20 protein-coding genes and 2 pseudogenes are annotated in these 19,837 nt (G+C 67.9%); 10 read left to right on the top strand and 12 right to left on the bottom strand.

Translation table 11 applies throughout. The annotated features are described in order from the left end of the window. Positions 1–79: 79 nt before the first annotated feature. The gene (locus CDO52_RS13415) at positions 80–289 is read right to left on the bottom strand and encodes a dodecin (protein WP_017616721.1); all 210 of its coding nucleotides are present in this window, start codon (positions 287–289) and stop codon (positions 80–82) included. Between the two features lie 455 nt (positions 290–744). Between CDO52_RS13415 and CDO52_RS13410 the strand changes: the two genes are divergently transcribed. Then, positions 745–957, top strand: a complete 213-nt coding sequence (locus CDO52_RS13410) for a hypothetical protein (protein WP_026125418.1) — start codon at positions 745–747, stop codon at positions 955–957. Here the strand turns inward: CDO52_RS13410 and mobA are convergent. Both mobA and CDO52_RS13400 read right to left on the bottom strand, forming a co-directional pair. Then, positions 885–1,520, bottom strand: a complete 636-nt coding sequence (gene mobA / locus CDO52_RS13405) for a molybdenum cofactor guanylyltransferase (RefSeq protein WP_017616722.1) — start codon at positions 1,518–1,520, stop codon at positions 885–887. The two genes, CDO52_RS13410 and mobA, sit on opposite strands and share 73 nt — an antisense overlap. 243 nt (positions 1,521–1,763) lie before the next feature. Beyond that, on the bottom strand, positions 1,764–2,153 hold the full coding sequence (locus CDO52_RS13400; RefSeq protein ID WP_017616723.1) for an SAV_915 family protein: 390 nt from the start codon (positions 2,151–2,153) through the stop codon (positions 1,764–1,766). Positions 2,154–2,448: 295 nt separating this feature from the next. Between CDO52_RS13400 and CDO52_RS13395 the strand changes: the two genes are divergently transcribed. Then, positions 2,449–2,913: a VOC family protein gene (locus tag CDO52_RS13395; RefSeq protein WP_017616724.1), complete on the top strand. Its 465-nt coding sequence runs from the start codon at positions 2,449–2,451 to the stop codon at positions 2,911–2,913. Positions 2,914–2,973: 60 nt separating this feature from the next. Here CDO52_RS13395 and CDO52_RS13390 read toward each other — a convergent pair whose 3' ends face one another. Then, positions 2,974–4,161 carry an RtcB family protein gene (locus CDO52_RS13390; RefSeq protein ID WP_026125419.1) on the bottom strand — a complete coding sequence of 396 codons (1,188 nt, stop codon included), beginning with the start codon at positions 4,159–4,161 and terminating at the stop codon, positions 2,974–2,976. Positions 4,162–4,296: 135 nt separating this feature from the next. Further along, entirely contained in the window at positions 4,297–5,286 is a 990-nt protein-coding gene (gene moaA, locus CDO52_RS13385; RefSeq protein WP_232524454.1) for a GTP 3',8-cyclase MoaA, read from the bottom strand. Between the two features lie 376 nt (positions 5,287–5,662). On the opposite strand from moaA, the gene CDO52_RS13380 reads away from it, so the two are divergent. Further along, the gene (locus CDO52_RS13380; RefSeq protein WP_017616728.1) at positions 5,663–6,490 is read left to right on the top strand and encodes an alpha/beta hydrolase; all 828 of its coding nucleotides are present in this window, start codon (positions 5,663–5,665) and stop codon (positions 6,488–6,490) included. A 130-nt stretch (positions 6,491–6,620) separates the two neighbouring features. Here the strand turns inward: CDO52_RS13380 and CDO52_RS13375 are convergent, their stop codons facing one another. Then, positions 6,621–8,483, bottom strand: a complete 1,863-nt coding sequence (locus CDO52_RS13375; protein WP_094932415.1) for an AMP-dependent synthetase/ligase — start codon at positions 8,481–8,483, stop codon at positions 6,621–6,623. Between the two features lie 217 nt (positions 8,484–8,700). Further along, positions 8,701–10,137, bottom strand: coding sequence for a MocR-like transcription factor YczR (yczR, locus tag CDO52_RS13370; protein WP_094932414.1), 1,437 nt, complete (start codon positions 10,135–10,137; stop codon positions 8,701–8,703). A 389-nt stretch (positions 10,138–10,526) separates the two neighbouring features. On the opposite strand from yczR, the gene CDO52_RS13365 reads away from it, so the two are divergent. From CDO52_RS13365 to CDO52_RS13355, 3 genes and pseudogenes are all read left to right on the top strand, one after another. Further along, the gene (locus CDO52_RS13365) at positions 10,527–11,150 is read left to right on the top strand and encodes a Uma2 family endonuclease (RefSeq protein WP_051060629.1); all 624 of its coding nucleotides are present in this window, start codon (positions 10,527–10,529) and stop codon (positions 11,148–11,150) included. 403 nt (positions 11,151–11,553) lie between these two features. Continuing rightward, a pseudogene (locus CDO52_RS13360) lies at positions 11,554–13,307 on the top strand (glycoside hydrolase family 15 protein). A gap of 130 nt (positions 13,308–13,437) precedes the next feature. Further along, positions 13,438–14,154 (top strand): MgtC/SapB family protein, encoded by a 717-nt coding sequence (locus CDO52_RS13355; protein WP_017616734.1) that lies wholly within the window; start codon positions 13,438–13,440, stop codon positions 14,152–14,154. A gap of 121 nt (positions 14,155–14,275) precedes the next feature. Here CDO52_RS13355 and CDO52_RS13350 read toward each other — a convergent pair whose 3' ends face one another. Continuing rightward, positions 14,276–14,848, bottom strand: a complete 573-nt coding sequence (locus CDO52_RS13350) for a YcxB family protein (RefSeq protein WP_017616735.1) — start codon at positions 14,846–14,848, stop codon at positions 14,276–14,278. A 329-nt stretch (positions 14,849–15,177) separates the two neighbouring features. Between CDO52_RS13350 and CDO52_RS13345 the strand changes: the two genes are divergently transcribed. Further along, positions 15,178–15,852 carry a uracil-DNA glycosylase gene (locus CDO52_RS13345; RefSeq protein WP_083919676.1) on the top strand — a complete coding sequence of 225 codons (675 nt, stop codon included), beginning with the start codon at positions 15,178–15,180 and terminating at the stop codon, positions 15,850–15,852. A gap of 140 nt (positions 15,853–15,992) precedes the next feature. Here the strand turns inward: CDO52_RS13345 and CDO52_RS13340 are convergent, their stop codons facing one another. After that, positions 15,993–16,355: a hypothetical protein gene (locus CDO52_RS13340; RefSeq protein WP_017616737.1), complete on the bottom strand. Its 363-nt coding sequence runs from the start codon at positions 16,353–16,355 to the stop codon at positions 15,993–15,995. 420 nt (positions 16,356–16,775) lie between these two features. After that, a pseudogene (locus tag CDO52_RS29470) lies at positions 16,776–16,916 on the bottom strand (FAD-dependent monooxygenase); the annotation flags it as partial. 133 nt (positions 16,917–17,049) lie between these two features. On the opposite strand from CDO52_RS29470, the gene CDO52_RS13335 reads away from it, so the two are divergent. Next, complete coding sequence (locus CDO52_RS13335; RefSeq protein ID WP_232524452.1) at positions 17,050–17,766, top strand: nuclear transport factor 2 family protein; 717 nt, start codon at positions 17,050–17,052, stop codon at positions 17,764–17,766. A gap of 95 nt (positions 17,767–17,861) precedes the next feature. On the opposite strand, the gene CDO52_RS13330 is transcribed toward CDO52_RS13335, so the two are convergent. After that, positions 17,862–18,053, bottom strand: coding sequence for a hypothetical protein (locus tag CDO52_RS13330; protein WP_017616739.1), 192 nt, complete (start codon positions 18,051–18,053; stop codon positions 17,862–17,864). Further along, complete coding sequence (locus CDO52_RS13325) at positions 18,050–18,502, bottom strand: ATP-binding protein (RefSeq protein WP_017616740.1); 453 nt, start codon at positions 18,500–18,502, stop codon at positions 18,050–18,052. Before CDO52_RS13325 ends, CDO52_RS13330 begins: the two co-directional genes overlap by 4 nt. 324 nt (positions 18,503–18,826) lie before the next feature. Here CDO52_RS13325 and CDO52_RS13320 point away from each other — a divergent pair, with 324 nt between their 5' ends. Both CDO52_RS13320 and CDO52_RS13315 read left to right on the top strand, forming a co-directional pair. Beyond that, positions 18,827–19,627, top strand: a complete 801-nt coding sequence (locus tag CDO52_RS13320; protein WP_083919677.1) for a helix-turn-helix domain-containing protein — start codon at positions 18,827–18,829, stop codon at positions 19,625–19,627. Further along, positions 19,627–19,812 carry a DUF397 domain-containing protein gene (locus CDO52_RS13315; RefSeq protein WP_017616742.1) on the top strand — a complete coding sequence of 62 codons (186 nt, stop codon included), beginning with the start codon at positions 19,627–19,629 and terminating at the stop codon, positions 19,810–19,812. The genes CDO52_RS13320 and CDO52_RS13315 overlap by 1 nt, the downstream gene beginning before the upstream one ends. Positions 19,813–19,837: the final 25 nt, after the last annotated feature.

Here is a 19,837-nt window from a genome sequence, read left to right as displayed (position 1 = left end):
TCGGTGCCCCGCTCCGGCCACGGCGCGTGGACGGAGCGGGTCGAGCGGGGGCGGACGAGGGGCGGTGGCGGTGTTCGCGTCAGTCCTCGATCCGGAAACCCACCTTCATGCCCACCTGGAAGTGCGCGATGGCACCGCCCTCCAGGTGGCCGCGGATCTCGGTTACCTCAAACCAGTCCAGACCACGCACGGTGGACGAAGCACGGTCGATTCCGTTGCGAATGGCCTGTTCTAGCCCAGTGGTGGACGTTCCGACGATCTCGGTGACCCGATAGGTGTGGTCGGTCATGGCGCCGCTCCCCTTTCAGTGTGTCTTCTGGCACATTTCCCAACGCGGTTGGGCTCGAATCAGCGAGCCGTGTGACCGCTGAAACTGACTTGACCAAGGGGAGGGCCTGCGATTTGCCGGTTTTTGACAACCGATTTCGAGGCCTCTGGGACTCATGAAGGTTAGTTTCCGGTTGTGGACCTTGGCCACGTTTCTGCGGGACTCTCCCGAGATAACGTCGTAACAGACTCTTGACGTACTGGGGGGACTGGCGGTGTACATTGGGATTCAGCGCTTCGGTCCCCGTCGGAGCGCTTGGCCGGTGTTTCGAGCCCCGTCGGAACACCGTGCGCGACGTCGGGTGGTTTGCCCCCGTAGCCACCCGGCGTCGCTTTTTCTTTGGCGCTGGCGCCGCCTTGACCTTTCGCTGACTGATCCCTGACCGTGACGACGGCCGACGACCCCGTGGGTAAACGATGAGTTTCGACGACGAGCCGGTGCAGTGCTCCCGCAAGGGCTGCCGGGCCCCGGCCGAGTGGGTCCTGGTGTGGAACAACCCCAAGATCCACACCCCTGACCGCCGCAAGACCTGGATGGCGTGCGGGGAGCACCGCGACTACCTGTCGGAGTTCCTCGACATCCGGGGGTTCCTGCGCGAGGTCGTCCCGTTCTCCGAGTTCGAAGGGTGAAGCAGCGCGCGGGCCCGCGCCAGCTCATCGGGGGTGTCGCAGTCGTGCGCCACGTGATCGTCGGGTTCGGCCGGAGCGACCGGCACAGGGTCGAGTGGATCCAGAAGCCCCCGGAGTGACGGTCCCGCATAAGCGGTGAGCGCCGCACGCAGCACAGCGGTGTTCCAGACTCCCACCAGCCACTGCCGTCGGCCACCGGCATCGATGAACACGGCGCCGTTGCGGCCGGAGGCCGCCCGCCGCAGCAGGCCGATGTGTTCGATGCGCAGGAAGGGCAGGTCCCCGGCGAGCAGGGCGCAGAAGGGGGCCTCGACCTCGGCGAGCCCGGCACGCAGGGCGGGAACCGGGCCGCCGCCCGGCGGATCCTCGCGTACGTAGTGGGCCTGGGGACTGGTGCGGCGCGGGCCGACGATGATCAGCCGCTCCGCGTCGGGCACGGCCGCCGCCACGCGCTCCAGCAGCGTCGCCCCACCGACGTCCATTCCCGGCTTGTCCGCACCACCCATCCGCTGTGCCGCGCCTCCGGCGAGGATCACCGCGTCGAACGGGTCGGAGATGGACATCGGCGCTCCTGGGACGGTGGGTACCGGGGCCGCAGGGTGCCGCCCCGGCGGTGCGGCGGGCGCGGTATGCGGCGCCGCGACTGATCATGTGCTCATGTCATTCCCAGGATCCCAGATGTGCCCCACGGGCCTGTCGCCCGCCGCCCCTGGGCGCGGGACAGCGCCCAGGGGCCTGCCGGAACGATGCCGACGGCGCCGACCGCCACCGGGGAAGGGGTGCGGTGGCGGTGGTATCGGCGCTCGTCAGGCGCGTCGCGCGCGTCGGGTCGCCGCACCCACGGGCCGCCGGTTCAGCGGGCAGGACGCGGGACGACTCCGTGGCGCCCTCGCGGGGGTCGCCACCACACTGGGGTCGGACTGGATGCGGGTCACGCCCAGGGGCCGGACCAGCGCGCGCAGGGCCGGTTCGGCCATGCGGATCCACTGCTGCCGGGGACCCATCGCGGCGTGCAGGCGCTCCGGGCTACTGAATTCGAGCGCCACGCGCTCGCCGTTCCCGAGGCGCGCCAGCCGCACGCAGTCGACACCGTTCGTGACGCGGACCGGTACGCACACCGTGGTGGTCGCGGCGTCCGGTCCGCCCGGTTGTGATGGCGATTCTTCATCCGGTTCCGGTCCTGTTCCCGGTTCCATCGTGGGAATGCCTCCTCAAGGTGTGCTTCGGGCCCCGCCGGAGGGGACCCGTTCTCAAGCTAAGAGTCCTTCCCCGCAATGGAAGATCCGTTAACGCGGGCGCAACACACCGCTAGGTCATATTGACGGCACGTTAACGCGGGTGTGACTTGACACACGTCGGTGACGATCGTGTATCCCTTCGGTCCACGGATGGACAGTTGGATCACGGCGAATCCCACCGATTCGCGCGCCGATTGGCGCGGCGCGGAAAAACATGTGCTGCCGCCCCGACTCCAGAGGCAGAATCGGCCAGATGACCGACTTTTACCATGTCTGCTTCGCCGTGCCGGATATCGAGCCCGCCATGCGAGACCTCACGACAGCGGCCGGCGTCGAATGGAATCCCGTAAAACAGGACAAGCTCGGTGAGTGGGAATTCCAGATCGTTTTCTCGCGCAAAGCGCGTCCGTCATCCCACGCCGCCCCCTACATCGAACTGATCCAGGGGCCACCGGGCAGCCCGTGGGACGTGACGGAGACCGGCGCCCGCTGCGACCACATCGGCTTCTGGGCCCAGGACCTGGAAGCGCAGTCGCGGCGCTGGGAAGCGGAAGGCTTCCCCACCGACTTCAGCGGATGCCCCTACGGAAGGCCGTTCGCCTACCACCGTGCCGACAGCCTCGGCATCCGCCTGGAACTCGTCGACGCCTCCCGCCAGGCCGGCTTCCTGGCCGCCTGGGATCCGGAAGGCGGCGCCATGCCCGTCCTGGACACGTAGGGCGGCAGTGAAGGGCCCGGCCCGCGAAACGTGCTCTGGGCCGGGCCCCGCTATATTCCGTCAGCCCTTCACGCAGATGACCTGGCGCAGGTGGGCGACGACCTCGACGAGGTCGGTCTGGGCGTCGATCACCGACTCCAGATCCTTGTACGCGCCGGGGATCTCGTCGAGCACGCCGGTGTCCTTGCGGCACTCCACGCCCTTGGTCTGCTCGAACAGGTCGGCGCGGGTGAAGGTCTTCTTGGCCTTGTTCCGGCTCATCCGGCGGCCGGCGCCGTGCGAGGCGGAGTTGAACGAGGCCGGGTTGCCCAGGCCGCGCACGATGTAGGTGCCGGTCGCCATGGAACCGGGGATGATCCCCAAATCCCCCTGTCCGGCCCGGATCGCGCCCTTGCGGGTGACCAGTACATCGACACCGTCGTAGTTCTCCTCGGCCACGTAGTTGTGGTGGCAGGAGATCCACTGCTCGAAGCGCACCCGCGGGAACGCCTTGCGCATGACGTCGCAGGCCAGGCCCATCATGACGTCGCGGTTGCGGCGCGCGTACTCCTGGGCCCAGAACAGGTCGCGGCGGTAGGCGTCCATCTCCGGGGTGTCGGCGACGAACACCGCGAGGTCGCGGTCGGGCAGGTCCTGGTTGTGCGGCAGCTTGCGGGCCTTCTCGATGTGGTACTCGGCGAGCTCCTTGCCGATGTTGCGGGATCCGGAGTGCAGCACGACCCACACCGTGCCCTCGTCGTCCAGGCAGACTTCGAGGAAGTGGTTGCCGCCGCCCAGCGTGCCCAACTGGTTCTCGGCGCGCTGGCGCCGGTCCCGCACAGCGGGGGCGAGGTCGTCGAAGCGGTCCCAGAACTTGGACCACTCACCGGTCTTGAGCCCGTGGATGCGGTGCGGGTTCACCGGGGTCTTGTGCATCTGGAACCCGACCGGGATGGACTTCTCCAGGTCCGAGCGCAGGCGGTGCAGGTCGTCGGGGAGGTCCTCGGCCGTCAGCGACGTCTCGACGGCGGTCATGCCGCAGCCGATGTCGACGCCGACGGCGGCCGGGGACACCGCGTCGCGCATGGCGATGACCGAGCCGACGGTGGCGCCCTTCCCGTAGTGGACGTCCGGCATCACGGCCAGTCCGTGCACCCACGGCATGCGCGTGACGTTGCGGAGCTGGTCCATGGCCGCGGCCTCGACCGTCTGTGGGTCGGCCCACATCCGGATCGGAACACGCGCACCCGGAGCTTCGGTGTACGGCATGAGGGCCACCTCCCTTTCATAACGGGGACAACGGTCGCGCGACGGCCCAACGCTCGCGCCCCTGTATAAAGCCACAAGGCGCGGTGAGGCGGCAACCTGTTTTCTCCCGTTATGCCCGGTGTTCGGCCCTCGTCCTCAGCCTCCGATCGCCGACATCGGGCGGGCCGGCTGCAGGAACGTGGGGTCGTTGATGCCGTGGCCGGGGAGCTTGGTGGCCACAGCGGCGGTCCAGCGGTCGGCGATCTCGTCGTCGGTGGCGCCGTCGCGCAGCAGGGAGCGCAGGTCGGACTCCTCGCGGGCGAACAGGCAGTTGCGGATCTGGCCGTCGGCGGTGAGCCGGACCCGGTCGCAGGCGCCGCAGAAGGGCCGGGTGACCGAGCCGATCACGCCCACTGTCGCGGGCCCGCCGTCGACATAGAACAGTTCGGCCGGGGCGCTGCCGCGGGTCGAGGCGTCGGCGGCCTCCAGGCTGAAGGAGGCGCTCAGCCGGTCCAGGATCTCGTCGGCGGTGATCATGGTGTCGCGCCGCCACCCGTGCTGCGCGTCGAGCGGCATCTGCTCGATGAAGCGCAGCTGGTAGCCGTGCTCCATGCAGTAGCGCAGCAGCTCCGGCGCTTCGTCGTCGTTGATGTCGCGCATGAGCACGGCGTTGACCTTGACCGGGGTGAGACCGGCGGCGGCCGCTCCCGCCATGCCCTCCAGTACGTCGTCGAGTCGTCGGCGGCGGGCGAGCTTCTCGAAGACATCGGGGCGCAGGGTGTCCAGGGAGACGTTGACCCGGTCGAGCCCGGCCTCGGCCAGCGCGGGCGCCGTGCGGTGCAGGCCGATGCCGTTGGTCGTGAGCGCGGTCCTGGGGCGCGGACGCAGAGCGGTGGCCGCGGCGATGATGCCGGGCAGCCCGCGGCGGAGCAGCGGTTCGCCGCCGGTGAAGCGGACCTCTTCGATGCCCAGGATGGTGACGCCGATGCGGATCAGCCGGTTGAGTTCGTCATCGGTGAGCAGTTCGGGTTTGGGCAGCCACTCCAGGCCTTCGGGGGGCATGCAGTAGCTGCAGCGCAGGTTGCAGCGGTCGGTGAGCGAGACTCGGAGGTCGGTAGCCACTCTTCCGTAGGAATCGGCCAGCATGGGCGTCACCTCCCATTTCCGGTGGCAGTCCAGCTGCGGTCCGGTACGGATACGTGTCTGCGGGCGGGTTGCCGGGCTATGGCGCCCGCCATGTGATCTCCACCCTAGGAGACGGTGGAAACCGGGTTCGTCCGCCACGCCGCAGGATGAACAACAACGAACATCAGCAATACCGACGATTACCCCATTTTTGGTCGAATCCACTCGTCGGGCCGCACAAAGCGGCATCGCACCCGGTCAGAGGATTCAGATGATGTGACAGCCGTCACCTCGCCGTGGAGGCGCGCGAAGGAGGCGCGGTGTCCCCGCTACGCTGCCGGTGACATCGCGGTCGGGCGATGGACGGCGAATCTGGGACCGGAATCGAGGGGGCACGGTGATCAGTACCAGGGAGTGGCGGCTGCCGGGCGGGCCGAACGGATCAGGGCACCTGTCGGCGCGGGCCTGGGTCGCGACCGAGGAGGAGCCCGACTGGCTGGCGGTGCTCGTCCACGGCTACGGCGAGCACATCGGACGCTACGAGCACGTGGCAGGCCACCTGTGCGAACGCGGCGCGGCGGTCTACGGCCTGGACCATCGGGGGCACGGCCACTCCTCGGGAGAGCGGGTGCTGATCGACGACTTCGCCGGGGTCGTGGAGGACGTGCATCGGGTGATCACCCAGGCCCGCACGGCCTACCGCTCCCTCCCACTCGTGCTTATCGGCCATTCCCTCGGCGGCATGATCGCGTCGCGCTACGCGCAGGTGCACCCCGCCGAGGTCACCGGACTGGTGCTGTCCGCGCCGGTCCTCGGCAGGTGGAACGTGGTCGAGGAACTGCTGCCGCTGGACGAGATCCCGCACACCCCCATCGATCCGGACACGCTCTCGCGCGACCCCGAGGTGGGCGCCGCCTACGGCGCCGACGAGCTGGTCTGGCACGGCCCGTTCAAGCGCCCCACCCTGCAGGCCATCGACACCGAGCTGAAGCGCATCGCCGCCGACGGCTGCATCGGCGAGATGCCGCTGCTGTGGCTGCACGGCTCCGACGACCGCCTGGTGCCGCTCACCGGAACCCGAACCGGAATCGACGCCCTGGCCGGCAACGACGTCACGGCACGGATCTTCCCTGACGCGCGACACGAGGTCTTCAACGAGACCAACCGGGCCGAGGTGCTCGACGAGGTCACGCGCTTCGCCCAGCGGTTCGCGGACCGCGGCTGAGCTTTCACTCGCGATGTCGGTTCGCGCCTCGCCCCTCCGTTGATCTCGGGGATATCGACCGAATAGGCGCAGGAATTCGGTCGATATCCCCGAGATCAACGGAGGGACTGTGACTAACGTCAGTCGGCGCTCACGCGCTGTACAGGCGTCCTAAGTCGTCGGAGTACTTGCGCTGAATCACGCGCCGCTTGAGCTTGAGCGAGGGGGTGAGCTCCTCGGTCTCCACGGTCCACTCGGCCGGCAGCAGGCGCCACTTCTTCACCTGCTGGACCCGCGCCAGTTTGCCGTTGGCCTCCTCCACGGCCCGGCCCACCTCCTCCAGCACGCGCGGGTGCGTGGCGAGCGCTGCCAGGTCGGCGGCGTCCACCCCCTGGTCGGCCGCCCAGCCGGGGGCGATATCGGGGTCCAGGGTGAGCAGGGCCACCGGGTAGGGACGGCGGTCGCCATAGGCCAGGGCCTGCCCGATCAGCGGGTGCTCCTTGAGGCGGTTCTCGATGGTGGCCGGTGCGATGTTCTCCCCACCGGACGTGATGATGAGCTCCTTCTTGCGGTCCACCACGTAGACGAACCCGTCCTCGTCGATGTGCCCGATGTCGCCGGTGTGCAGCCAGCCGTCGGCGTCGATGAGGGCGGCGGACTCCTCGGGACGGTCGAGGTAGCCGCCGACGTTGACGGGACCCCGCACCAGCAGTTCGCCGTCGTCGGTGGTACTCAGCTCGATCCCGTCCTGGGGCCTGCCGACACTTCCGAACCGGTAGGCGTCGTGGCGGTTGGCGGTGACGGCCCCGCAGTTCTCCGTCATGCCGTACACGTCGCGGATGAGCAGACCGAGACCGGCGAAGAACCGCAGCGTGTCGACGGGCATCGGGGCGGCCCCGACGATGCACGCCTCGGCTCGGTCGAGCCCGATCAGCGCGCGGATGGGCGCCAGCACCTCCTCGTCGACGCGGGCGAAGCGCTTCTCCAGTTCGGGGGTGCGGGTGCGGCCGTACTGGCCGCCCTCGACGTACGCGCGCGCCACCTCCGCCGCGGACTCGATGGCCGTCCGCTGCTCGCCCGGCGCCGCGGCGAGGGCGGCCGACAGTCTGGCCTGGAGTTTCTCCCATATCCGCGGGACGCCGAACAGGCCGTGCGGTCGGACCAGGCCGAGAAACTCGCCCAGGCGCAGGACGTCCGGGCAGAAGTGGATGTGTCCGGCGACGGTCATCGGCAGGTAGGCGCTGAGAACCCGCTCGGCGATGTGCGCCATGGACAGGTAGGACAGCGAGGCCGCGCCGTGCGGCAGTCCAGCGGACCGCTGGGTGATGGTGACCTGGTACAGCACCTGGTGGTGAGTCTCGTAGACGCCCTTGGGGTTGCCGGTGGTGCCGGACGTGTAGAGCAGGGTGGCGTTGCTTTCGGGCGTCACAGCGGCCGTCCGGGCGTCGACGGCGGCGGGGTCGGCCGCGTACGCGCGTCGTCCGGCCGCGGTGAACTCCGCCCAGGACACGAACTCCGGCTCGCCGTCGGCCCGGATCTCCGGAACCGCCGAAGCATCGAGCAGCACCACCGTGCGCAGGTGGGGCAGGCGCGCCAGACCCGGCCTCCACCGGGCGAGTTCGTCCGCGCCGTCGAGGACGGCGACCTTGGCCGCGCAGTCGGCGGCGACGAACTCGATCTGCTCGGCCGAGAATGTGGCGTAGACGCTGAACGGGACCGCTCCGGCGTGCACGGCGCCCATGTCGGCGATCAGGTGCTCGGAGCGGTTCGGCATCATCAGGGCGACGACGTCTCCGGGGTCGACGCCGGTGTGTAGGTAGGCGGCGGCCAGTTCCCGTGCGGCCTGCCGGTACTCCGACCAGGTGAGGGTGGTCCAGCCGTCGCCCACCCGGTCGGAGAGAGCCGGCAGGCCGCCGTGCTCCGTGGCGGTGCGGTGGAGCAGGTCCACCAGGGTGAGGCCCTCGATCTCGGCTTCGACGCTCTGTCGCGCCCGCAGCACGTCCGTCTGCTCCATCACTCGCACTCCTATGCGTGATGTGTGGCCCTTGTCACCCCCGGTGGCCAATCGCACCAGGCACGCGCGGAGCCCGGCAAGGCGCCGGGGTGCCGTGTTTTGGGGGCGCGGCGCGCTGCGCCCACTTTCCCGCGCGGCGCGCCGCCCCGCTTGTCGCACGTCCTCGGCCGTGGCCTCGCTGTGCCCGCACCGCCGAGGGTGCCGTGGCCGCTTCCGGTCACACGAACAGGTCCCGGTTCATCGGGACCGGACGCGCCACGGTGTCGGCGTAGGCGTCGGCGAGCCGGTCGACGGCGTCGACGAGCACGTCAGGCGGTTGGGTGTAGGAGAAGCGCATGAAGCGCTCCAGGGTGCCCTCGGCGCCGAAGACGGGACCGGGGGCCGAGTGCACGCCGTGGCGTACCGCGTTCTCGCGCAGCACCGAGGCCACGGGCATCGGAAGTTCGGCCCACAGCACCAGGCCCCCGCTGGGCGAGGTGAACCGCCAGTCGGGCAGCCGATCGCGCAGCGCCGTGACCAGGGCGTCCCGGTTCCGGCGCAGCCCGCTGCTGCGTTCGGCACGGATCCGCATGACGTCGGAGAGCAGGTGGGTGACGATCAGCTGGTCCAGGACGGGGCTGGACAGGTCGCCGCGCTGGCGCACCTCCATGAGCCGGGCGACCATCGGCGGGGTGGTCCGGATCCAGCCGATGCGCAGTCCGCCCCACAGCAGCTTGGCGGCGGAGCCGAGGGTGAAGACTCGGCCGTCGGTGTCGTGCGCGGCGACGGGGGCCGGCTGGTCGCCGGAGTCGATGGCGAGTTCTGCGACGCTCTCGTCGATGATCAGCGAGGTTCCCGAACGGCGCGCCTCGGCGACCACGGCGGCCCGCTCGTCGTCGTCCATGAGCGCGCCGGTGGGGTTCTGGAAGTCGGGGATGAGGAAAGCCAGCCGCGGTTTGGTGGTGCGGAAGGCGTCCACGACGTACTCCATGTCCCAGCCGCCGGGCGTCACCCCGATGGTGCGCACCCGCGCCCCGTGGCGACGCGCGATGTCAAGCGCGTGCGGGTAGGTGGGCGACTCCGCCAGGAACCCGTCGCCGGGTTCCAGCAGCAGGTCGGTGAGGAGCGCCAGCGCGTGCTGGGCCCCGTTGGTGACGAAGATCTGCTCGGGTGTGGTGGGCAGGCCGCGCTCGACGTAGCGGCGGGCGATGGCGTGCCGCAGCTCGGGCAGGCCGTGCGGGCTGTACCCGAGCCCGCCGACGTGGGCGTCGAGCTGGCCGACGGCCAGCCGGGCGGCGTCGCGCAGCCCCTCGATGGCCGAGGGGGCGGCGACCCCCAGGTCGATGTGCTCGGCGTCCGGAACGATCGACCCTCCGCGTCCGGCCCCGGTTCCCACGTCGGGCAACACGGTCCAGCTCCCCGACCCCTGTCGGCTGTCCAGGAACCCGTTCTCGCGCAGCCACCCGTAGGCGGCGGTGACGGTGGTGCGGCTCAGCTTGAGCGCGGTCGCGAGGTCGCGCTCGGCGGGCAGCCGCGTGTGGGTGGGAATCCGGCCGTCCAGGATGAGACCGCTGATCGATCTCCCCACAGCGACGTAGTAGGGGCGCTCGTACGCACTTCGCCCGATCAAACGGGCAAGCAGGTGTCCGTTGATCCTTCGTTCGCCGACCGGCATGGCACCACTTTCCCCCGATTGGCTCTGCTCTGGTCGCAGCCGTATCAGGCCATTCTTACCTCGCCGTCACAGCGCGCTACACCGTTATAGGCAGTACCTGAGCAGTTGTCCGCGTTCCTCCGCCACATCTGTCTCACCGGCACCACAGGGCCCGACACCCTCACCACTCTCCCCGATGGAGTCTCCGGAGACCGTGCTCAGCACCGCTGGCGGTCGGCCTTCTCGACTCGTCTCCACGGATCGGCCTGTTTTCTGGGCAGGCCAATCGGTGGTTAACGGTCCTAGCAGGGAAGGGGTCCTAATGCGAGAATCCGAGAAACGACTGATACGGAGTGGCGCGAATGGCTACCGTGGGCGACGACAAGGATCCGACACGCAGAGGCAGTGACATGACGACTCCTGTTGTCGAGCGGCGAGTCGCGGCGCCCCTGTCGTCGGCGGGTCGCACCTGGCCCGTGCCCCCTCCGGACGGCTACACCGCCGATGACCTCGACCGAATTCCGGATCTCCCCCCACACACCGAGCTCATCGACGGGAGCCTCGTCTTCGTGAGTCCACAGAAGCTCTTCCACATGCAGATCGTGGACTTGCTGAAGGATAAGCTCCGACACCTGGCTCCTGACCACCTGAAGGTCCGCCGCGAAATGACTGTGACGCTGGCGAAGCGCCAACGACCCGAGCCGGACATCATGGTCGTGAGGAAAGAGGCGGCGGCTGACGAAGGTAGGAAGACCACGAACTACCTCCGTGAGGCTATAGAACTCGCCGTCGAGGTCGTGTCTCCTGACTCCGAGGAGCGTGACCGAGAGCGCAAACCAGAGCTCTACGCCAAGGCGGGGATCCCCCACTTCTGGCGGATCGAGGAAGACGAGAACGAAGACCCTGTGGTCTACGTCTACGAATTGGACCCAGCCACTCAGGCCTACGTCGCGACCGGAATCTACCGTGACCGGCTGAAGCTCACGGTGCCTTTCGACATCGACCTCGACCTCGCGGAGATGGACGAGTACTGACTGTCGACAGCTGCCTCCAGCCGATGAGTTCATCAAGAGCCTCCGACGACAACGTCGGAGGCTCTTGATCACGGCGGCGTAACTTCTGCGGGGATCATCGGGGGACAAACCCCTTACTCCCCCACATTTGCTCGTAGCCCCCTCCAGTCCAGGACCAACAGCGGGTAGCGTGACGTTAAAGCCACACGAAACCGTGACCACGGGCAGGGCGCGGCAGCCGCGGCATCAGCCGCCCCGAAATAACGTTCCGGGCATTGGGCACGAGGGCCCTGGGGCTGTTCAGGGGATGACCACGGGGCTGACCGGAGTTGGATACGGTACGTCCGCGAGAACGTGATCTTGGATACTCAGGGGGTGAAGCCGCGTGTCCGGCTGGATTGAAGACTACGCGCTGATCGGCGACATGGAGACCGCCGCGCTGGTCGGGCGCGACGGCTCTATCGATTGGCTGTGCCTCCCCACTTCGATTCACCCGCATGCTTCGCCGGCATCCTGGGCGACGAGCAGAACGGCAACTGGTGGATCCGCCCCGCCAGCGGCGCCACCCACGCCACCCGCCGCCGCTACCGGCACGAGACGCTCATCCTGGAAAGCGACTGGGACACCCCCGAGGGCAGCGTCCGGGTCATCGACTTCATGCCGCCGCGCGGCGGCGCCCCCCACGTCGTGCGCATCGTCGTCGGCCTGCGCGGCACCGTCCGGATGAGCACCGCGCTGCGTCTCCGCTTCGACTACGGCAACGTCGTGCCGTGGATCCGCCGCAGCGGCACCGAGCTGGCCGCGGTCGCGGGCCCCGACTCCGTCTGGCTCAGCTCGCCGATTCCGCTGGAGGGCCACAACTTCGCCCACGACGCCACCTTCACCATCAGCGCGGGCCAGCGCGTCCCCTTCGTCATGACCTGGCACCCTTCGCAGACCGAGGAGTCCGATCACCTCGACGCCGAGAAAGCGCTGTCCCGCACCGAGCGCTTCTGGCACAGGTGGGTGGAGCAGTGCTGCTACGAGGGCGACTACCGCGACACCGTGGTCCGCTCGCTCATCACCCTCAAGGCACTGACCTACCGCCCGACCGGCGGCATCGTCGCCGCCCCGACCACCTCCCTGCCCGAGGAGATCGGCGGCGTGCGCAACTGGGACTACCGCTACTGCTGGCTGCGCGACGCCACCATCACCCTGGAGGCGCTGATCCGCAGCGGCTACACCGACGAGGCGAACGCCTGGCGCGAGTGGCTGGTCCGCGCGGTCGCGGGAGAGCCCCAGCACATGCAGATCATGTACGGCGTGCGCGGGGAGCGGCGGCTCACCGAGTGGGAGGCCGACTGGCTCCCCGGCTACGAGAGCTCCCGTCCGGTGCGCATCGGGAACGCCGCCGTCGGGCAGTACCAGCTCGACGTCTACGGCGAGGTCATGGACGTGCTGCACCTCGCCCGTACCTCGGGGCTGCACGCCGGGGAGCATGTGTGGGGCCTGCAGCGGTCCCTGGTGAACTACCTGGAGTGGTGCTGGGATGAACCGGACGAGGGCCTGTGGGAGGTCCGCGGCCCGCGCCAGCACTTCGTGCACTCCAAGGTGATGGCCTGGGTCGCCGCCGACCGCGCCGTCCGGGCGATCGAGGAGTTCGGCAAGGAGGGCCCGATCGAGCGCTGGAAGGCGCTGCGCGACACCATCCACGCTGAGGTGTGCGAGTACGGCTACGACTCCCGGCGCAACACCTTCACCCAGTACTACGGCAGCAAGGAGCTCGACGCCGCCCTGCTGCTCATGCCGGAGGTCGGCTTCCTCCCCTACAGCGACCCCCGCATCGTCGGCACCATCGAGGCCGTCCGCGACGATCTGATGATCGACGGCTTCGTGATGCGCTACCGCACCGACCGCGAGGACGCCGCTGACAAGCTGCCCGGCGACGAGGGCGCGTTCCTCGCCTGCAGCTTCTGGATGGCCAACGCCCTGCTGTCGATCGGACGGGAGAAGGAGGCGCGCGACCTCTTCGATCGGCTGCTGTCACTGCGCAACGATGTCGGACTACTCGCCGAGGAGTTCGACGCCAAGCAGGGGCGCCAGGTGGGCAACTTCCCGCAGGCGTTCAGCCACGTGCCGCTGGTGACGACCGCGCTCAACCTCTCCCACCACGACGGCCACCGCCGCGGCGGGAACTGACGGCGCCGCTCACGCTCGGTCCGGGTGGGGCGGGATACGCCCGCCCCACCCGCGCCCCCGTCCTCCTCATCTGCGCACCAACCGCGTGTGCGGGAGGGAAAGGACCCGCTGCAGCGGGTAGGACTGCCTCATGCAAGGCGTGGCCGTGCAGGGGTGGGAGCAGCTGGTGGCGCTGCTCCTCGCCCTCGTGCTGTGCAGCCTGATCGGCCTGGAGCGCCAGCTCCGGCAGAAGAGCGCGGGACTGCGCACCCACACCCTCGTCGGGCTCGGTGCCGCGCTGTTCGTCATCGTGAGCAAGTACGGCTTCGGCGACGTGATCGACCCGCCGGACGTGGTGCTCGATCCCTCGCGCGTCGCGGCCCAGATCGTCTCGGGCGTCGGCTTCATCGGCGCCGGACTCGTCTTCGTCCGCCGGGACATCGTGCGCGGTCTGACCACCGCCGCGGCCGTGTGGTTATCGGCGGCCGTCGGCACGGCGGCCGGTGCCGGGCTGTGGATCATCGCGGCCGCCGTCACCGCCGCCTACTTCCTGGTGGTCTTCTGCTACCCGTGGATCCTGGACCGACTCGCAGCGACCGAACCGGCCACCGCCGTGATCCAGGTCGGCTACGAGGGCGAACGCGGCGTCCTGCGGTCGATCGTCACCCAGGCCACGCACAGCGGCTTCGTCATCGAGGAGGTACGCAGCCAGCGCGCCGAGACGCGGCGGCCCGGCCCCGTCTACGTCGACCTCGCCATGCGGGTCCAGGGCAAGGGTGACGTCAACGAGCTGGCGGCGGACCTGTCGGACATCCCCGGAGTGCACCGTGTGGACGTGGGGCCTGATGGCGAGAACGAGAAGGAGTAGCGGGAGCAGCGCCCGCTAGGCAACTACTGTGGCGGCTGGGGAGGTCGGCCGCCCGCGTTCCGGTCCGCCGTCAACCGGGAACTTCGTAGAACCTATCCATGGGCCGATCGTGTGCCCCGCATCAACGGTCTCGGCGCTGGGGAGAGCCGGCGCGGCTCAGCTTCCCATCGAGAAGCCGTCGCAGACGATCGACATCCTCCAACGCACGCACTCCCCGCTTGGGAAGAACCGCGAGAGTAACCGTGCCCATCCGACCTCCCAGGAGCACGAACCGGCCAGCCGTCTCCGCATACTCGGCGTACGAATCCCATGCGAACGTCATGGTCGAGGCTCTGGTCTCGCAGCGGAATCCGCTACTGTCGACCACCACGCGGACGTCACCCTCCGGCTCCAGCGCCTGGTGGAGAGCACGCGTCTGGGAGCTGAGCAGCGCCCACGGCAGGAAGACGCACAAGGCTCCGCAAACGCCGCTGACAGCGCCAATGGCGGCGGGGAGCGCCACGGGTACATGGTCGAAGGTCGGGGCGACCAGCGCAGCCGCGACGGCCATCGCCCAGAACGCCACCGCGCCCGCCAGAGCAGACCGCCACGTCCCGGCCGCGCGTGCCCGCACTCGCAGTGCCTCTCGGATGTCCGCCATGGTCGGCACGTAGGCCACTTCGATCGGTTCCGCTTCTGTCCGCTGCTCGCTCATGTTCCCTTCCCGCCGACGCCGATGCGGCGCCTCCAGGTCGACGACCGGTCAGTGGATGGTTGAGACCCATCCCGCCTGTGCGGCCGCCAATGCGGACGCAGGGCACCGACGCCGCCATCTCGTCCAAGTGGAACCAGTGTGTCGTTCGGTGATCTCGACTCGGCTACCGCCGCAGATCAGGAACGCATCCGCCGCCCAGATCGCTGAAATGGGCCTAGAATCGTTGATGCGGCCGCGCGGTCGGCCCCGATTCACGTCGCTCCGGACGACTCGGCCCACACCACGAACATGGCCTTAGTTGTCGCCGTGCACCGCTATGGTTCTGAACCATGTCGGGACGACCTTTGAACGAAATCATGGACGACGGCTGGGCCAAGGCTCTGGAGCCGGTGGCCGGCCGTATCTCCGAGATGGGCGAGTTCCTCCGCAAGGAGATCGACGAGGGGCGCACCTACCTGCCCGCCGGGGAAAACGTGCTGCGGGCGTTCCAGCAGCCCTTCGATGACGTCCGGGTGCTGATCGTGGGCCAGGACCCCTACCCCACGCCCGGGCACGCCATCGGGCTGAGCTTCGCCGTGGCCCCCGATGTGAAGCTTCCGGGGAGCCTGCGCAACATCTACAAGGAGTACATGGAGGACCTGAACCTGCCCATGCCCTCCAACGGCGACCTCACCCCCTGGACCAAGCAGGGCGTGCTGCTGCTCAACCGTGCCCTGACGGTAATGCCGGGCAAGCCGGCATCGCACCGGGGCAAAGGCTGGGAAGAGGTGACCGAGCAGGCGATCCGCGCACTCGCGGAGCGCGGCACACCACTGGTATCGATCCTGTGGGGCCGCGACGCCCGCAACCTGCGCCCCCTCATGCCCGGTGTGCCCTGCGTCGAGGCACCGCACCCGAGCCCGATGTCGGCGAAGTACGGCTTCTTCGGCTCGCGCCCGTTCAGCAAGGCCAACGCCCTGCTGGAGGAACAGGGCGCCGAAGCAGTCGACTGGAGGCTTCCCTAGGACCTCACGGCATGTGGCTGCCGGACACCGCGCAGGGCCCAGCCCTTCAGTCTCCGCTATCGCCTGCCACGGAGAGCTCCTCGCCGCCGCCTTCGATGCAGAATTCACTGCCCACGGAATCGGCGAGGAGCCCGAAGTCGTTACTGCGTGGAGCAGTTCATCTGTTGTTCGTTAGACGACATGATATAGTACCTCTTCTGTTCATAACCCCATGACCAGTAGACAGCTTTCAAGTCTCCCTCGGATTTCGTGGTCATGATTTCAGTTTTGTACATGGCCCACGCCCAGTTGGGAATGGGTGACAGGTTTGCCACGCTGGACACGACCGCCTTGCCGAAGGATTCATAATTTCCTGCCGGAACGAGGCCCTGCGCCCAGTTGAACGGGTCCACGCCGCCCTCATACAGGGCGAACCAGTCCCAATCGTCCAGTCGATTTGCTGTGAACCCGATCGCGACTTGTCCGTCGCTACATTTCATGTGCATGTCGATACCGTTCGACATTCTCTCCTCCTTGGTGTCTTATCCTGCCGACACCGAATCCTTATCCCAATTGCGGAGCCATCCCGCCCCATAAGCACACACATGGACGACGATCTTCGCTCGTGCGGGTGGGCGGTGGCCCTCGCCCCGTTCTCTTGGGTTCGTTGTCGGCCGACGCCCGGCTGCCGTCAGACCATGTTGCGCAGCACCCACATGACAAAACTGCGAGTGGCTAGAATATTACTATGAGTGATATCTGCTGGTGCGACCTGAAGCCGTTTTTGGGGCGAGACTGGCAGGCTCACGTATCCACGTAGCGCCTGTTCGAGGTCGGGCTGCCGCCATGGAACGCCACCGAGTGTGCCGGTCACTTCGAGCATGGCGAGTCGGCGGTGCAGCGCGGTGCCGAGCCCTTGCCCTGGCGCGACGACCCCGCGTGGTTCACGCGGGGACGGGCGGCCTTTCTTTGCTGACCGCTTCGAGCAGCACTCCGCGCCCGCCGTGCATCAGCTCATAGAGGCGGCCCCGCTTCAAGCCAAGGTTGAACGCATCCTGGATCCCGAGGTTGAGGCCCTGCCCGCCGACCGGCTGAAGTCTCCCAACTCATCCCTTTGCATTAGAGATGACCCCGATTTAAGAGCCACACAACACTTTCCGGGAGCACCCTTGACTTAAGGGAGAGGTCCGCTCTGTGGGGGTGAACACCATGTCGATCATGGAAGAGGCAGGCCAGCGGTTCGACACGGGCCAGCTACGCCACGCAGTCGAGGACAAGGACCTCGACGCGATGCTGGCCCTGTTCACCGACGACGCCGAGTACCGCATCATCAGCAAGGGCTCACCGCCGTCGTCTCCACAAGTCCTGCACGGGCGCGACGAGATCGGTGAGCTCATGCGCGACATCTTCAGCCGCGATCTGAGCCACAAACTACAGAACGTGGTGGTGGAGGGCGACCACGTCGCCTTCGAGGAAGTGTGCACCTACGGCGACGGGACCCGGGTCGTCGGCATGTCCATGGCGGACCTGGTGAACGGCCGCATCCGCCGCGTCACCGACATCGAGGCCTGGGACGACGTGAGCAGTAAGCATCGCGCCGACTTCGCCGTACCCGACGAGACGCGGACCTTCGACAACGGGCGTCTGGACCTCATCCACCTCGATGAGGGAACGGTCGGGATGTTCCGGCTCGAACCGGGGTGGCGGTGGTCCAAGGATGTCAGGCCGATCGCCGGCACGGAGCTGTGCCAGAACGAACACTTCGCGTTCCACATTTCGGGGACACTGCGCGTCCAGTTCTCCGACGGCACCGAGATCGACCTGAAGCCCGGACAGGTGGCGCACGTGCCGCCCGGACACGACGCGTGGGTGGTCGGTGACGAACCCGTGAGCGTGCTCGACTGGTCCGGCGCTACGCACTACGCCAAGAAGTAGCACGAAGTAGTTTGGCGGGCGACACTCGGCGAACAGGCCGCTGCCGGCCCGCACCGAGTGCGGGCGGGCAGCGGCGTCCGTGCGTCGATAGTGTGTCACCGCTTGCTGAGGCACCTGCGCCGCCACGCAATGTCGTCGCGCTGCCATCGCAGCCGCTCGACCTCACCCTGGACCAAGGGAGGCGGTTCCCGGGGGTCCACGGCGAGCGCTCCGCGGAACGTCACGAGAACGCGCAGCTCCTCGATCTCGCGGCGGAGCGCGTCAGCATCGTCCCGACCGCTGCTCATCGGCTGGGCTCCTGGACCGCCACGGGAGCGTCCTCTGAAGCTGGTGCGGTGTCCCAGACGAGGCGGTAGTACATTCCGCGGCCGTTGGGCAGGGCGCCCAGCTCGTCGGCGAAGTGCAGGGCGAGCCGCAGCCCTCGGCCGCCTTCGGTGTCCGGGTCGCAGTCGGTCAGGTGGCGCACGCTAGCCGCGGCGCCGTTGTCAGCGACCCGTGCCTCAAGCTCACCGGATGTGAGCACGAGGCGGACGGTGAACCGCCCTTCTTGCTTCCCACTCCGGCTGTACCGGATGACGTTCGTGCACAGCTCCGAAAGGAGCAGCACGGCGGTCGCGATGGTGTCGTCCGGGACGCCGGGTCCGCTGGTTGCAGTGGTCAGTACGTCGTCGACCCAGTGGCGGGCCTCGGCGACCTGTTCGGGGAGTCCGGGGAAGCTGCGAGTGAAGACATCCATGGTCAGGCCGCTTCCCCCATGACGACTCGGATGTAGGGGCGCACCCGCGCGGCCCGCCGATCGTTCAGTTTCCGAACGCGGTGATTCCTTGTACCGGTCGCTTGTTCGGCTTGGCGGACGTTATCGTTCATTTCGGGTCCTCGCCTGTCTGGTTCAGGTCTGGGGATCAAGGCCCTGCGTCCGGCGTGTGCTGACACCGGCCAGGGCCGTCTTTGTGCCGCCCACCTTGCCTTCACCCAGCTCCTGGATCCAGCGAATTCACTGCTATGCACATTTCTGTGCGATCTGGAGACACGGGTAGAGTTCGCGTGTAAAAAAGTGAACATGGCGGAAGTTGTTCTTGAAAAATGGCGGCGTTGGGGCGATGAGCTGCGGAGGTTGCGCTGCGCGGCCAAGAAGACCCAGGCCCAGTTAGCAGGCCTCCTGCACGTGGCGCCGGTGACCATCAGCGCATGGGAGCGGGGAACAAGAACCCCAAATCGGGACATCGCACAAGCTATAGATGAAAAACTGGAAACCGGAGGTGTGCTGGATCAGCTATGGTGCGCTCTGGCCAATGTTCGGGAGATCCCCGAGGAGTGGCGTAACTTCGCGACACTGGAGCGTCAGGCCACCGCGATCCGCGCGCACCAGCCCCTGGTAATCCCCGGCCTGTTGCAGACGAAGGCGTACGCCCGCCACATCATGCTCCAGTGGGAGCCAGAGCTCGACAGTGACCAGCTGGAGCACCAAGTGACCGCCCGAACATCCCGTCTGGACGCGCTACGACGCACCGCACTGACGTTCGTGCTGGACGAGGGAGTGGTAAGTCGTCAGGTGGGTTCGGCCGAGCTGATGCGGAGTCAGCTCGACCACATCCTGAATGTGATCGACGATCACCGGATACGCGTCTCGGTGATCCCGAGGAACGCTCCTCTACGTCCGCTCATGATCAGTTCGTTTCGCATCATGACCCTGCCTGATGGGCGCCTCGTCGGGCATGAGGAACTCATGTGGGGCGTGCACGTGACAAGCAGCGCCGTGGAGGTCGAAAAGATGGCATCAGTGTTCGGTTCTCTCCAGGCGGAAGCACTGTCCCCAGGGGCATCCGCCGATTTGATCGCAGATTTGAGAAAGGAGATCTGATGGACGCCCTGAACTGGAGCAAGAGCAGCTACAGCGGTGGAGGAAACCCGGACTGTGTGGAGGTCGCCAGACGCCCCGCTGAGGCACACGTGCGAGACACGCAGAACCGACACCTCGGCCACCTCACCATCCCCGCCCAAGAGTGGAGCGCCTTCCTGTCCGGGGTTCGTACCGACCGCCTTTAGCTGTCCTCCCTCCACTCCCGGTGCC

Origin of the sequence: Nocardiopsis gilva YIM 90087, assembly GCF_002263495.1 — a bacterium.
Taxonomy (GTDB): domain Bacteria; phylum Actinomycetota; class Actinomycetes; order Streptosporangiales; family Streptosporangiaceae; genus Nocardiopsis_C; species Nocardiopsis_C gilva.
Note: the sequence above shows the minus strand (reverse complement) of the source record. Positions and strands in the feature narration are given on the sequence as shown.